A 15,748-nucleotide genomic window follows, 5' to 3' on the forward strand; every position below is an offset into this window, starting at 1 on the left:
TAAACTTGGCGTTGAATGGCTTTAATTGAACGACTTTAAATGAGTGATTTAGTGGTAATACATTAACTAATCAATCGGTGAATACTCATCATGTCGTAGCTTTTTAATGCTTTGACTGATTTGGTCCAATTCATGGACGAATTTATGCATCTTTGTCGGAGGTTTAGGTTGGTGTCCCCATACACTAATCGATGTATGTTTGACAGGTTGCCACGTTGCTTCATCAATCTTAATCGGCGCCCAACCCAACTCAATTTCAAAACCTGATGGGCCTGCAACATAAAAAGACACTTCACGATCATTGGTATGTTGTCCAACTTCCCAAGCCACAGGAAAGCCATGATCTTTACAGCGTTGATACGCCATCGTCACATCTTCCAAGTCTAAAACTTGTAGATTCATGTGTTGAATTGCCGTGCGAATTGGATCGAGATGCACACCACGTGTTTCAGCAACTGCAATCGAATGATGACGTTCATTCAATCGTAAAAAAGTAACATCCAAAGTCACGCCATTAATCTTTTGTTCAATGGTATCTGTCAGTCGTGCATCAAAGAATTCTTGCCAAAAACGGATCATCTTTTCAGGTTTTCTAGAAGTGATTGCGACATGTCCCATGCCACTATCAGCAGTGTAAAAACCACTTGCTAACATATTGAGTGGTTGATCGACTCGCACCTCTTCAATGAAAAGTTCGACTTGAATTTCTTTAGGGCCTTTTAAAGCCCAAAAAGATGTCACACCTCTATTACCAGCATCCTCAACAGATCCTTGAGTGTATTGAATGCCTCTAAAATCAAAGCGTCCCAATATTTGATCTAAAACCTGCTGATTTTCCACTTGAAAACCAATATGTGTAACATCTTCAGCATCACCACGTTGTACGATAAAACGCTTTTGATAATCATCAATGCGGAAACTCAATTGCTGTTCAGTCTGTTCTGCCAAATGCAAACCCAAGCATTTCTGCATAAAGCTGATCCACTCATCAAATTTCTGCGATTGTGCAATGACATAACCCAGTTTGACCTGACCAAAAATATTTTCAAATTTAAATGTCGACATTTCTCACCTCATCATGCAGGCGTATGCTGTTGCATAAAGCTTGTGGTGATTGCATTAAAGTGCTCAGCACGTTCCCACTGTACCCAATGCCCTGTTTGTGCAAATAAATACACATCGCAATGTTTCATGGTTTTTTGCAATGTTTCAGCACCACTTGGACGATTGACTTTGTCGTCTGCGCCCCAAATAACTAAGGTTGGTGTATTACAACGTTTTAAGCGTGGATCACGGCTAAAATCCATACGAATCGCAGCTTTTAAGCTATTCGGACGCTGTAATGGTGGCGATGCGATGACCTCTGGATCGATGCTGGCTTGATAGCGTAATTCGATTAAGTCTTCTGAGACTTGACTGCCGTCGTAAACCAAGTATTCACGAATAAACGTACGTAACTTTTCACGGCTTGGTCCTTCACCTGAATAGTAATTTAAGAGTTGATTCAATCCTTTAGTGGGTAAACCACGTGTGGTATTCACACCACCAGGCCCCATCAATACCAAACTTTGTACACGCTCAGGACGGTCAAGTGCCATTCGTAAACCGCATGCACCGCCATAAGAATTACCAACAATATGCACTTTAGGAATATTCAATTGATCAAGTAAGCCCAACATCACATCTGCAAGGTCACCAAAAGGATCACTACGCTTCACACCTTTGCTGGATTGACCATAACCTTGCATGTCTGGCACCAAAACACGGAAATGCTTTGCGAGTGCTTCAATATTTTTTGAGTAATTGGAGAGCCCTGTTGCACCTGCGCCGCCACCATGTAAAAGCAATACAGGAAAACCTTCGCCTATTTCGCTTAAAAATATTTTGCGTTTGCCAAATTCAATAAAGGTACTTTTTAGCCCTTTCATTTCTAATTGCTGATCCATATTCATTCCAATTTATGATCAATTTAAAAACATATTGAACAATTGTGTTCAATTTTGCAACATTTATTTTCATTATTTATTTATAGTTTTAATTGAACTATTATTTTTATTTTTGTACATTATTGTTCAAATATAGTTAATTTAGATTCAACATGACCAGTCATATCTTACGACTCAACCAAGGTGATCAGATTTGCTGAAATGTCCGAAAAAACGTGAAAGTGATCTGTCCTCACGTGTGCAAAACAATTTTTTAAAGACAAACGCCAATAGACCGTTTTAGGAGATATGTAGAAGGAAGAAATGAAGACACACATCGAAAATAAAAATTGACGATGTAACTCAATAAATCAACAAACCACACTCATGATTCAACTTAGAGTAAGGAATACTCATGCAAAAAAAATCTATGAATAAGCCACTCTTATTCGCAACTCTCACTTTCAGTTTGTTTAGCCCAACAATCCATGCAGGTGCACTTGACCGTTCTGGTCAATCCATTACCCCTTTTTTACAAGATGGAAACTATTTTGAAGGGTCAATCTCTGTATTGGACGCAAATGTCTCGGGGGAAAGCCGTCGTCAATACGCCACCCCAACGACAAGTTTAGAAACAGGAGAAATGGCAAAAGATTATCAGTTTTATAATGCAGCGTTAAAGTTACAACTCCATCCAAACTTCTCTTTTGGATTAATTTATGATCAACCCTTTGGTGCAGCAGCAGAATACCCTACCCAAACGAACAGCACATTTAGTACACCCAAGAGTCATACTCAAGCCGATGTAAACACACAAAATCTAGCATTTATGTTTGGTTATCAGCCCAATAAAAATTGGAATATCTATGCAGGACCTGTTTATCAAACCATTAAAGGAGATGTTGAAATTCAAGGTCGTGCTTATAGTGTAGCAAGTGGATATAAAGTTTCCATGGAAGAAGACCATGCTGTCGGTTGGCTAGCTGGTGTTGCCTATCAAATTCCTGAAATTGCCTTAAAAGCCGCTGTTACTTATCGCTCTGAAATAGACCATAAAGTACAAGCTGAAGAAAGCTTTAGTGCGCCATTATCCAATTTTTTACCCTTGGTAGGTACAGGTCAATCTACACTGACCACACCGCAATCTGTTAATTTAGATTTCCAAACAGGACTAACACCACGTACTTTAGTATTTGCCAATGCACGTTGGGTAAACTGGAGTGATTTCAAAGTTAAACCTTATCAGTTTGGAGAAATTACCTCATTAATGACCACAAAGATGTATGGTTATTCTGAAGGACTTAATTTAGTCGATTATGCAGATGATCAGTGGTCACTGAATTTAGGTTTAGGTCAGAAATTAACAGATCAATGGTCTGGGATTTTATATGCAGGTTGGGACAGTGGTGCTGGTGATCCAGCATCTACTTTAGGCCCGATTCAAGGCTATTGGGCAGCAGGTTTAGGCGTCCAATATAACCCTACTCAACAATATTTTATTGCGGGCGGTTTAAAGTATTTTTGGTTAGGTGATGCAACAGCCCAATCGGCAACTCACTCAATCCCAGGTAATGCAGAAAATGCAAAAGTTGCTAACTTCGAAGATAATCATGCTTTAGGTTATATGCTAAAAATTGGTTATAAGTTCTGATCCATTTCAAAGGAGCATATTATAAAAAATAATGTGCTCTTTCAAACACATAACAGTGTTAATATTTAGATAAACATAAGTTACTTTAAATACCTAATAAATTCTAAAAATTAATGATGAAGCATCAGATAAACCTGCAACTCTCCAACTAAAAAGCCGATAGCCCCACCAAGTAAAATTAATATTTTTTCATCTTGTTGAAATACGGGTCTTAACAATCCTTCAAACTGAGTTAGTGTCATTAATTTCATTTTCGTTGTTAGCACATTTCTAATATCTAACTGCTTTGTAAGTTGAGGTTCAATACGTTGAATCATCTCGGGAAGATGTTCTAACATTTTCTGAGTAATCTGATTCTTCATTTTGATATAGTTCTGACTTCCCATACTATAAACGAGAACTGGACGAATATAGCCTGCTTGATCATCAACCATATCCTGAATATGACGATGTACTAAATTATATAGTCGATCAGATGCTGAACCATAAATTGCTGCATTTACAAGATTTTGTACAGTAAAAACTTCTTCAGCTATTAATTTGGCATGGATTTCACTTACTTCTAAACGACGTTTTAGGAATAACCCTTGCCATGACCATAGCCCCAAAAACTTTCTTTTTTCCAAAGGTCTGAAGACCATTTTCAACGCTAACCAATCTGAAAAAAATCCAATAAAACCGCCAAATAATGGCATAACCCAAGGTGAATGAGTCAATGCCCATGTTATTGCTTGCACTATTCCAATAGCAAAACCAAAATAAATCCCTGTCCTACGGATAAAAGCAAATTCTTCTTTACCCGTTTCTTTAAAAACCTTAATAATTACCCGCTTATCTGTAGTTAATGTCCTTACAATCATGTCCTTAAGATCAAAAACCATGTCTAAATTTCGCCCAACATCTGTCAGGATTTGTTGACTCAGATCTGGAATTTGTTTTTGGATATTACATACTAATTTAACCTTGACTGCTTTAGGTAAGACTTGCCATACAGTTGGATAATAAGCAGAAATAATGTCTTGAGTCATTATTTCAACTACTTTTTCAATCGGCTGCTTTAACTCATTTAATAAAATTTGAGGGTCTATTTTTTCCCAAATCTCTTCAGGTTGAATCAAATTCTTAGTCAAAGTATCACAAGCAATACCTGCCATATATTCAGCTTTTCGTGGCACTATACCCTGCCAACCCAAATATGGCTTTATGCCTATAAAGCTTATTGGACTAAACATCATCTTAATCGCAATAAGCTTAGTCACATACCCAATCGCAGCAGCAACGAATGGCATTGCTAAATAGAGTAACCAGTTTTTTTGCACATCTAAGAGAATTTCTGTGAATGTCATTTTAGCAACCTAACAAATTTGATCATTTTTAAACATATATGTTCAAATTTAATCATATTCTTTTTATGCTACAAATTACATCAAATGACTGCTCATTCATTAAAAAGAGCGCATAAAGCGCTCTTAAATAATTAATGTTGTAATCGTTTAAACTAAAGCTTATTCAACCCGAATCCATGTTTGCGTCCGACCCAATTGAGAAATACCGATATAACCTCTCAAATTCAATTTTCTATAATTTTTTGCAACCTTAATTTTACTTTTATAGGTTTCTCCTGAAACAGGGTCAACAATTTTTCCATTAATATATTCATCTGCTCTTTTTGGATTTTGTACAAAGCCTGAAAGAACTTGCATACCAATAACGGGAGTATTCTTTAGTTCTCCCTTACACTTTAAACAAGTTTCAGTATAGTCGGGTAATGAGCCATCCAGTTGAGGATAAATTTTTAAAATTTTTCCAGCATAACTTTCATCAGTATTTTTATAAATTTGCACTATAGCTCGCACAACACCACTTTTATCATCAATTGTTTTCCATTTACCGATGATTTCATCTCCCGCATATAAACTTGAACTCAAAAAAATACCCAATAAACCTGTCAAGTACTGCTTTTTATATATTTGCATCATCCACTCCTGTGTTTAATTTATTCTAGAAAGCATTTATGTTCTCATATTGAATATCTCAATAAGCAGTTTTAGCTTGTAGAGAAAATAAACATAATTGTTCAATTATATCAATTAATGTAAAAATTAATACTGTTTTAGATTCATTTTTATAATTTGTAACTCATTCTTTAAAACTTATGAATTTAATGAGATTTCAGATATGTAAGATAAAGTGATCTTAAAAATTGTCGATTAATATTAGAAGCATGGATTCAAAAAAAGAGAGCCGAAGCTCTCACCTGTTATTGACTCGCCAACAGAGACTCAAACCATGGATTGCTCCCTCACTAATCACTTTGATCTTCAACTATAAAGATGTGGGTTATGAATAATTTTGTTTGCTCAGCATGCTGATTCTTAGCGAATAATATGTGAGTTAAGAATGTAAAGTTGTGTTTTGAATATCCTTACAACTAAACAGCTTTCATTGTTCTAAATGAGCACATAAAGAAATGTTTCTCTTTGCTTCTTCAAAATTTTGTATCGTTTGTCGCCATGATTGTTGTGGCCATAATAGTTCAACACTCTTTGATAATGGCCGATACACAGCAGAATATAATGTGCCATAACCTCGTAACCACGCTTCTTGATAAAGCGGTTTACAAAGCATAGCTTGTATTGCTTCATGCGAGCTGGATGCATATTCAAGTTTTTGCTGCAATACTTCTAAACGTTCAATCGCATGTGTTGCTTTTGCATGTTGTTGCCATTCAACCGTATGTTGGAAGTTAGTCACAGCGCGTTGCTGAACTACTTCAGGTGCTCTGTCAGGACTGACAAAAACCGTTGCCCACTCTCCTGCTTGATCAAGTAATGTAATGCTATACGTCATATGAACAGGGATACGTTGAAGAATACTGACTGCTTGAGCCGTATTTTGAGCAGTCTCCAAAATATATCTAACCACCAAAGGAACACCGAAACCCGTGCCTGATACTGTCCGTCCGCCGAAAGATAGCGATACAGATAAACCTGCCTCATTCAACCCATCCAATGCTCCCCACAAGCAATCACTCATCGCCAGTACACGCTGTCCAAGCCAGCGTGTACTCATCCAGTTTCCTTCTAGCAACACTGGAGCAAAATCATAATTACGTAATAGCATCGGTTCTTCATAGCCATGAGGATCTAGCCAAATACCTTGAGAACATCCTGCAATATAAGGTGGTGGACACCATAAAGATAAAAACCGTGACTCTACATCTCCACCGCCAGCAAGTTCAACCAGTCTTTCCCAAGTAGGAACCAGCTCAGGCATGTATGTCCGTAAAGCCTTCCTACATTCCAAATAGGTTGGTCGTCCTACAGTGCCACTGCGTAAAAACCATGCTCGATAACCCGGCCAATATTGATTAAATACTTTTTGCCACTGCTCATCAGGCATGTCTTCCTTCCATGCTTGGAACTGAAGTTCAATTGACATGATCCTTTCCTATAGTATTTTAAAAGCCCCTGGCTCAGGTATAGATTCATGATGCGTCGTAACAATCGGTTTACCTGCATAGTAGCTTTTTATGCCTCGAATCCAATCACGTGCTCTTAAATTCAATTTAAAGTTATCATCCATTGAACGACCACGTGTTATCAAGATTCCTAAATCAGCTCCTTCATAACGGAAATCACCCGGCCCTGTTATACGTAGGAAGAAAGCCTCTTGTTCGGTATCAATCGCTTTACGGTTATAATCAAAACGCTGATAAGAAACACTACCATCCTGAGCCATGCGATAAATACCCGTCGGTGGCGCATGTGTAACTTGATCGACTTTATTTTCAGTAAATTTAATAACAACTTGTGACCAAGAATCAATAAAATGTGGCTGCGCCCAACGCTCATTAATTTCTTTCACATTTAAATCAAATGGTACACCTGAAAACTCAAGTAAATGGAATAGGAATAATGGTGCATCTGCATAAGCAAATGCCGCATGATTCGTCATCGGGCTTGCACCACAAATACGCGGATTTAATTCACCTAGATAGACTTCATCTGTATCAATATCAATTAAAAAGTCTAAATCAAAATAACCACGATAACCTTCATTCAATAATTGATTACCAAATTTTTCTGCCATGTCTCGGGCTTTCGTGCGAACACTTTCTGAAAATGCACCAGGGAAAATTTCATTGCCACACCAACCGCCCTTATAAGGTGTAAGCTCTGTTGCACCAACCACTTCCGTCAACAATGGACCAACCAATGTTCCAGATTGCGTCGCACAAGCTTCTAATGTCGCACCACGGCAATTGATGCGCTTCATTACTTTGACTTCTGGGTCTTTAATAATATCTTCTTTATGTTTATTAAATTCTTCTTCATTGGAAATAAAAAAGGTGGTATGTCCTGAGTCACCAAATGCCGTTTGCACAACCAAATCATGACCTAAACCGTGTTCAGCCGCCAGTTGCTGTAAGTGCGCATAACTATCTACTTTGACCAATGCATTTGGAACAGAATAAACACCTGCTTTATTCCCAATACGTACCGTCTCCATTTTATTATCACAGCGCTGTCTTAACGCTGCGGGCGGGAACCATATATCTAAACCAATTTCTTTCGCCAACTCCTCAGTTTTTTCATCAAACATTAAGAACGTTGCAACTGGATTGCCTCCTCGGCGTTCAATCAAATCAATGACATCTTTATGTTGCAATAAATAGTTATTGATATCTTCAATTGATTCAAACTCTTCGTGTGGCGATTCTTGTGGAACAAAAACATTAGGATGGCGCCCATCGAAGCAATCAATATAGTTAATATACCGAAAGCGGTTTACCCAGCGATCCATACCTAGCAAATTAAAGTTTGTTGCACTAATAAAATAAATTGGTCGTTCGTTACGATGAAACATCAATAACATATCTGAAATACTGGTGACTTTATTACTATTATTCATACTTCTTTCCTTAATCAATTTTTGTCCATTCTGAGGATAAATACTGCTCAAAAACTCTCGCAACATCTTCATGATTAACAATGAATATTGATTTCTCATGCGATTGGGCTTCCTTACATCACATATCTTGCAACGTTATCCAGCTTGTAAATTCTGTGTAAGTAATCGTTGTTTGCTATTTAATCCCAAGGCCTGCTCGGCGTCATCTAGTGCAGATTGTTTGAAAATTCGGAAACCCAGTTCAGGGCGGAAACCATGAATTTCTCGAACATCTAGCGCACTCATAAATTTTAATATTTCCATACTAATCACCTGACCGGGTACCAAAATCGGGAAGCCTGGTGGATAAGGAATGACAAATAATGCCGAAACCAATTCTCGTCCAGCTGCAATCGCTAGTGCAGCTTCACTCATATCGATATATTCGCAACTTTCATCTTCATAAGATAAGAAAAACGCTCGTCGGACATTTCCATCACGGGTAAATACTTCAAATGAAGGATTTTGGCTTTGTCCTCTAAAAGCACGATGAAATGCTGAAAAATCAGGTAATGGCGGTTGTTCTTGCGTCAAAGAACGCACCTTTTTTTCATGAATTTTGCGTTCAACCGAACTCATATCTGCAATACGCATTTCAACGTTTCGAGCAATTTTAATCAGGACTTCAATCAGATATGCAATTGCTGAACGTGTCGTCCCAATATTGGTAATAAATAAAACTGTGTTTCGAGATGTCTTATTGATTTGAATGCCGTACTTATCCATTAACTCTTTGTTTTTGAATGTATCTCCATCCATTCCTATACGACCAATCATTAAAGTGGCACGTGTGGGATCCATCACAAATTCATCGGTATTCCATGCGCGTTCTAAATTCGTCCAACCATTGCCTTCATCAAAATAGCTATTAATCCCAGATTCGCGATATTCTGCTGGGATCAGATCGCCTACTCTTAGAAATTGGAAATGATTTTTGAGTAAAGGATGATTCATCACTTGCTCACGCAAACTCATTGCCAATTCAAGCTGACGTTGCACTAACTCATAACCTTCCAATTCAACCTGTCTACGCCCCACATCTAAAGTTGCTAAGATTTGGTAATTGGCTGAAGTTGAGGTATGCGTCATGTACGCTTCAAGGAATGCTTCTTCACTTTTTTCTTTAAAATCCTGATCCCAAATATGGATCATTGACCCCTGACGGAGTGCCGTTAGCGTTTTATGGGTTGAATGGGTGGCATAAACCCGTACCCGAGCCAATGCTGGATTCGGCATTAAACGCGTTTTTAGTAATTGCTCTGTATTATCCCAATCAATTGTTTCATTCCATTCTGCATAGCTTTGTGCATAGGCTGGATCTTTAAAGCGTTCTGCAAGTCTTGCCGCATTCGACATGGCCGTTCGTTGGCGATAAATTGGATGGCATCCAGCAAAGGCAAACCATGCTTCATCCCATAAAAACACCAAATCTGGTTTGATGGCTAAACATTCCATCATCACCCGTTCGACATCATAAACAACACCATCAAAAGTACAGTTTGTGAGCAAGACCAATTTAACTCGACTCAATGTTCCTGCACGTTTAAAATTTAATAATGTTTCTTTAATGTGGGCAATCGGTACCGCGCCGTACATCGAATATTCATTGAGTGGATAAGAGTCAAGATAAGCAACCTGTGCTCCCGTCAATACCAAGCCATAATGATGTGATTTATGGCAATTACGATCGACCAGTACAATATCGCCTTCATGCACCAGAGACTGAACTACAATCTTATTGCAGGTCGATGTTCCGTTCGTTGCAAAATATGTTCTACGTGCACCGAATGCGCGAGCGGCGTACTCTAAAGCCAATTTCAGTGGCCCAACAGGATCAAGTAGAGAATCTAGCCCACCAGATGTAGCTGAGGTTTCTGCCATGAATAAATTCATGCCATAGAACTGTGCTAAATCACCAATCCAATTACTATTTAGAATGGCTTTACCTCTTGCCAATGGCAAGGCATGAAAAGTTCCAGTGGGTTGCTTTGCATAATCTCTCAAAGCATAAAAGAAAGGTGTTCGATGACGTTCTCCAACACCTCGCATAATCGCACTATACAATTCAATATGGTCTTCTTCACCAAAGAAAATTCGTTTAAAGACCTCACCACCTACACATGCTGCAATATCTTCGACACCTACATCGGTTACGAGATACAAATCAAGCTCAGGACGAATTTTTGAGATTTGTCGTCCGAGCAATGGGCCTCGCTCCAATTCAGGCATTGCTTCAATTTCTGTATCGATTCCACTTAAGAAACGTTCTAATAATTCGATATGATTGACTGATCGAAATGGAAAACCGTGTCGAATTACAACAGCTTGTAAATTAAAATTCACCAAAGTAGCAATTAATGCATCTTCAAAGCTCGGCACGACCACAATATCAAAGATAAAATTATCATCGACACTGCGTTTACTTTGCACTCGACGGCGCAAAGCATCTTCTTCACCTGTAGACATTTCATCGACAATCAGTACTTCAAAATATGGTCGAGCCAAGCGTGCTTGTTGTTCGCTGTCTGTTTCAATTTGGGAGGGAAGTTCACGGTCACTATCCAAGACATTATGATCATGTCGATAAGTACTGGCTGTTAATGCTCTATGAATACGACGTGCGATTTGATATGCCGAGGCGAACTCTTCTCGTTCGATATACTGACACAAATCAGCAAATACACGTTTTCCGGGAAAAGCCCAATAGCTTTCTATTGGCGTTAAAATATCTACCGTTCGTTGAACACGTTTTAAAATTGAAGCCCGATCCGCCGCATTAAGCACTAAACTACTTAAGTACCGAGTATCATCAACCAAATTAATCCAACCATCTGAACGGATTTCCCATACACTGCGATGATTGCCTAAAGAAGTATTATGTTTTTGTTCTTGATGATTCATATATTGGCATCCTATGTTCTTATTTCCATTGACCTGCTTTCTATCTGAAATTTAATTTTCAGGTTTTGCCAATGTTCCTAATGTATCTAGATAAGTAAAAGCAGGATTACCTTTTTCATAAACTGTGAAATCACAGTCTCGATCTCTAAAACTTTTTAATGGCTGCCCTAATGTCCGTAATCCACGCCGACGTTCTCTCCTTACTCGTTCAAAATCTACTTCGATTGGAATAATCTCTGGGCCAGCTCCAGACTGATGCAAAACATACCCAGATGGATCAACAACGATTGATTGACCTACGCCACCATCTCCTACGCCATTAATATCAATAAAATAAACTTGGTTTTGTACCGCCGATGCCCGAGCAATAGCCAATTCAACATCACGGTCAATACTGTCTGTCATGGTTGGGTGTAAAATCACCTCAGCGCCCATTGCAGCTAAAGTACGTGTTGTTTCGGGAAACCACATGTCATAGCAAATCGACACACCAAAACGTCCAACTTCAGGTACATCAAAAATACAGAATTCAGTTCCACCTTCGACGTTCTTTTCATAAGGACGAAATGGGAACAACTTGCGATACCGCGTTACAATTGCGCCATTCGGGTCAATAACTGACAGCGTGTTATAAACAATTGAACCTTTTTCTTCATCTTCGACACGTTCAAACAGAGAACCAGTAATCAGCCAAAGACCTGTTTCATTTGCAAGATCAGCAAGTTGAGCTTCAGTTTGGCTAGGTAAAGCTTCAGCCGTACTGTGTTTTGGTCCTAAAGGTGCCAATTCAGAAAACATAACCATTTTGACCCATGGATAACGCATGCGGATGTAACGCATATAATTACCCATTTGCTCAACATTGCTTGAAAATGCAGAAATCTGCATCTGAACACCAGCTATACCAAAATTGCTTAACATGAAATCCTCTTGATATGTTTAGGAAACCAATCTATACAATTCAATTATTTAGATTAATTAAATATTTTCTTATAAAAATAAGGCTATGCTTCTGTAATAAAATAAATGTTTTTATTTTAAGTACTTAAACAAGTTCTCAGGATTGTCAAAAATATCTTTTCAATAAATCTTAGTTAAAATAAACTATCATATTGTTTTTTAATATTATTTAACAAATCCTTCGTCTTACTTTTATAACATTCTTAGTGTTAATGTGTGCTTTCATACCAGTCCAAACAAGAACCAATTTATTGAAATATGAAAGAGCCAATTCATGTGATTTAGGTTAATAAACTTTGTATTTTCTAAGGACCAATCTTTTTTAAAGAAAAACTCTATAAAGTGCTATATATCACACTATATCTTTAATTTATGATCTTGTAGATCACTTTATTTAATTTTTAGTTTTGAGTAAAAATAGATTTAAATTTCGAGTAAATTTAATAAAAAAACTGATCATGAAAAACATGATCAGTTAAGCACAACATAGGGTTCAATTATTCAGATAAATCTAAGCAAAGGTATTTGATTTCAAGATATTCCTCGATCCCAAATTTTGATCCTTCACGTCCTAAACCTGATTGCTTTATACCACCAAATGGAGCAACCTCATTGGAAATCGCACCTGTATTAATACCGACCATGCCATACTCGAGTTGCTCTCCCACACGCCATTGGCGCGCAGTACTGCTGGTAAATAAGTAAGCAGCTAATCCAAACTCGGTATCATTTGCCATCGCCACCGCTTCTTCTTCCGTTTTAAAACAGAATAAAGCCGCAAGTGGGCCAAATGTTTCTTCTTTTGCAACCTTCATTTCCTGCGTCACACCACTCAATACAGTAGGTTCAAAGAAAGTTCCGCCCAAAGGCGAACGTTTACCACCTATGCGGATCGCTGCACCTTTCAGCATGGCATCATCAATATGTGATTGAACTTTTTCTACCGCATTTTGGTCAATTAAGGGCCCTTGCGTTGTGTCTCCCTGACGACCATCTCCAACCTTTAATTTCGCAACAGCATTCACTAGACGCTCAGTCAGTTCGTTATAAATGCCTTCCTGAACATAGATACGATTCGCACAGACACAAGTTTGCCCACTGTTACGGTATTTGCTTGCCATAATACCTTGTACAGCTTGATCAAGATTTGCATCATCAAAAATCAAGACAGGAGCATTGCCTCCCAATTCTAATGAGAGTTTTTTAATATTTGCGGCAGATTGACGCATTAAAATACGACCAATTTCTGTTGAACCTGTGAAACTCAATTTGCGAACAATATCATTGCTACAGAAAATTTCACCAATTTCAGCCGCTTGACCACTAATCGTAATCAAAACATCTTGAGGCAAACCAGCCTGTAAAGCTAACACCTCAAGTGCATAAGCAGTCAAAGGTGTTTGTGCAGCAGGTTTGACTAACATTGAGCAGCCCACCGCAATTGCAGGCGCGGCTTTACGGGTAATCATTGCTGCTGGAAAATTCCACGGTGTAATTGCAGCAGTAACACCAATAGGTTGCTTAAGAACTAAAAGTCGCTGCTGTGCCTGTGTTTGAGTCAAAATATCGCCATCAACACGACGTGCCTGTTCTGCAAACCAACGAATAAATGAAGCTGCATAAGCAATTTCACCACGCGCCTCTACAAGTGGTTTGCCCTGTTCTGCTGTGAGAATTTTGGCTAAATTATCTTGATGTTCAATGATCAGCTTATACCATGCCCACAGGACATCAGCACGAACTAAAGCAGTCTGCTTTTTCCAAAGTTGTTGCGCTTTTTCAGAACGGCCTATGGCTGCGTTTATTGCAAGCGCATCGTGTTTTCTCACCCATGCCAATGTTTCGTCAGTAGAAGCATCATTGACCTGAATGTAATCTTTCGATACAGGTGCTTCAAAGGTAATATCAGGATGTTTCAATAAATACTGTAGATCATCTTGCATCATGCAGATTTCTCCATTGCAGTTGAGCGACTAGCATTAAGTGCAGCAAAAGCATCATTTAAAATACTCAATCCCTGATCGAATTGCTCAGCAGGAATCGTTAATGGATATAAGAAACGTATCACATTTGCATTTTTACCACAGGTCAAAAGCAACAAGCCTTTTTCCATTGCGTAGTTTTGTATGGCTTTGGCTTGTTCAGCGCTTTGCAGTTCAACCGCGATCATTGAGCCAAGTGCTCTGATTTCTTTAATGATTTTATTACTATTTTGTTGAATAGTATTCAGTATTGAAACTAATTTTTGACCAAGCTGATTAGCACGTTCACATAAACCCTCTTCCTCAATGACATCCATCACTGCATGTGCTGCTGCAATAGAAACAGGACTACCTGCATAGGTTCCACCTAAGCCTCCGGGATTTGGGGCGTCCATTACTTCTGCACGACCAACCACACCTGAGATAGGAAAACCACCACCCATACTTTTTGCCATTGTCATTAAATCAACTTTGGTTTCAAAATGATTCATGGCAAAAAATTTACCTGTTCGAGCAAAACCAGACTGGACTTCATCTGCGATCAATAAAATACCGTGTTCATCACATAAAGCTCTTAAGCGCTTTAAGAACTCAGCGGGTACGATATGGAAACCACCTTCCCCTTGAACAGGTTCGAGTACAATCGCAGCAACATCATGTGGTGCAATATCTTCATGTAAAATATTTTCAACACTTTCGATTGCATCATCCACACTAATCCCTTGTGTAATCACTGGGTAACGAGCATGAAAAACACCACCTGGCATCAATCCAAAATCACGTTTATACGGTGCAACTTTGCCTGTCATCGCCATCGTCATAAATGAACGACCATGAAAACCATTCCCAAAAGTAATAATGCCCTGACGACCTGTATATGAGCGTGCAATCTTCACTGCATTTTCAACAGCTTCAGCTCCTGTTGAAAAAAAAGCAGATTTTGCTGGTTGGGGAATTGGGGCTTTTTCATTAATTCTTTCAGCCAAAGCCACATAACTTTCATATGGGGTGATTTGATAGGCTGTATGTGTAAATTTACTTAATTGTTCAGTAACCGCTGCGATGACTTTAGGATGGCGATGTCCTGTATTTAATACAGCAATCCCTCCAGCAAAGTCGATATACTGTTTACCCTGCATATCCCAAATCGTGGCATTCTCCGCTTTCTCCGCATACCACTGACACATCACGCCTACACCACGTGGAGTTGCTTGCTGTTTACGCGCATTCAGTGCAGAATGTTTATCATTCATTAGATTCTCTCAATATTTATAATCATCAATTACAATTAGGGACCACATCCATAATTTAATTTTTTGGATCAGTAACGACAGTATTCCCATAATTTCGCTTGTCTGATAACAACTGACGAGAGC

Annotated in this window: 11 protein-coding genes; 1 reads left to right on the forward strand and 10 read right to left on the reverse strand. The window is 38.6% G+C overall.

Annotated elements, in window-relative coordinates; translation table 11 throughout:
* Nucleotides 1–66 precede the first annotated feature (66 nt).
* Nucleotides 67–1,065 carry a VOC family protein gene (locus tag ACY45D_RS13495; RefSeq protein ID WP_463107197.1) on the reverse strand — a complete coding sequence of 333 codons (999 nt, stop codon included), beginning with the start codon at nt 1,063–1,065 and terminating at the stop codon, nt 67–69.
* An 11-nt stretch (nt 1,066–1,076) separates the two neighbouring features.
* Nucleotides 1,077–1,946, reverse strand: a complete 870-nt coding sequence (locus ACY45D_RS13500) for an alpha/beta fold hydrolase (protein ID WP_463107198.1) — start codon at nt 1,944–1,946, stop codon at nt 1,077–1,079.
* Nucleotides 1,947–2,340: 394 nt separating this feature from the next.
* On the opposite strand from ACY45D_RS13500, the gene ACY45D_RS13505 reads away from it, so the two are divergent.
* Nucleotides 2,341–3,576 carry an OmpP1/FadL family transporter gene (locus tag ACY45D_RS13505; RefSeq protein ID WP_463107199.1) on the forward strand — a complete coding sequence of 412 codons (1,236 nt, stop codon included), beginning with the start codon at nt 2,341–2,343 and terminating at the stop codon, nt 3,574–3,576.
* A gap of 110 nt (nt 3,577–3,686) precedes the next feature.
* On the opposite strand, the gene ACY45D_RS13510 is transcribed toward ACY45D_RS13505, so the two are convergent.
* From ACY45D_RS13510 to gabT, 8 genes are all read right to left on the reverse strand, one after another.
* The gene (locus ACY45D_RS13510; protein ID WP_463107200.1) at nt 3,687–4,922 is read right to left on the reverse strand and encodes a DUF445 domain-containing protein; all 1,236 of its coding nucleotides are present in this window, start codon (nt 4,920–4,922) and stop codon (nt 3,687–3,689) included.
* A gap of 159 nt (nt 4,923–5,081) precedes the next feature.
* Complete coding sequence (locus tag ACY45D_RS13515; protein ID WP_463107201.1) at nt 5,082–5,552, reverse strand: DUF2147 domain-containing protein; 471 nt, start codon at nt 5,550–5,552, stop codon at nt 5,082–5,084.
* Between the two features lie 466 nt (nt 5,553–6,018).
* On the reverse strand, nt 6,019–7,017 hold the full coding sequence (locus ACY45D_RS13520) for a C45 family autoproteolytic acyltransferase/hydolase (RefSeq protein ID WP_463107202.1): 999 nt from the start codon (nt 7,015–7,017) through the stop codon (nt 6,019–6,021).
* A gap of 9 nt (nt 7,018–7,026) precedes the next feature.
* A complete protein-coding gene (locus ACY45D_RS13525) occupies nt 7,027–8,490 on the reverse strand; it encodes a biotin carboxylase (protein WP_463107203.1) in 1,464 nt (487 codons plus the stop codon).
* A 135-nt stretch (nt 8,491–8,625) separates the two neighbouring features.
* Complete coding sequence (locus ACY45D_RS13530; RefSeq protein ID WP_463107204.1) at nt 8,626–11,430, reverse strand: aminotransferase class I/II-fold pyridoxal phosphate-dependent enzyme; 2,805 nt, start codon at nt 11,428–11,430, stop codon at nt 8,626–8,628.
* Between the two features lie 51 nt (nt 11,431–11,481).
* The gene (locus ACY45D_RS13535) at nt 11,482–12,351 is read right to left on the reverse strand and encodes a carbon-nitrogen hydrolase family protein (RefSeq protein WP_463107205.1); all 870 of its coding nucleotides are present in this window, start codon (nt 12,349–12,351) and stop codon (nt 11,482–11,484) included.
* Between the two features lie 536 nt (nt 12,352–12,887).
* Nucleotides 12,888–14,336, reverse strand: coding sequence for an NAD-dependent succinate-semialdehyde dehydrogenase (locus ACY45D_RS13540; protein ID WP_463107206.1), 1,449 nt, complete (start codon nt 14,334–14,336; stop codon nt 12,888–12,890).
* The gene (gene gabT, locus ACY45D_RS13545) at nt 14,333–15,625 is read right to left on the reverse strand and encodes a 4-aminobutyrate--2-oxoglutarate transaminase (protein ID WP_463107207.1); all 1,293 of its coding nucleotides are present in this window, start codon (nt 15,623–15,625) and stop codon (nt 14,333–14,335) included. The genes ACY45D_RS13540 and gabT overlap by 4 nt, the downstream gene beginning before the upstream one ends.
* Nucleotides 15,626–15,748 lie beyond the last annotated feature (123 nt).

Source organism: Acinetobacter sp. BZX-2 (genome assembly GCF_055179795.1).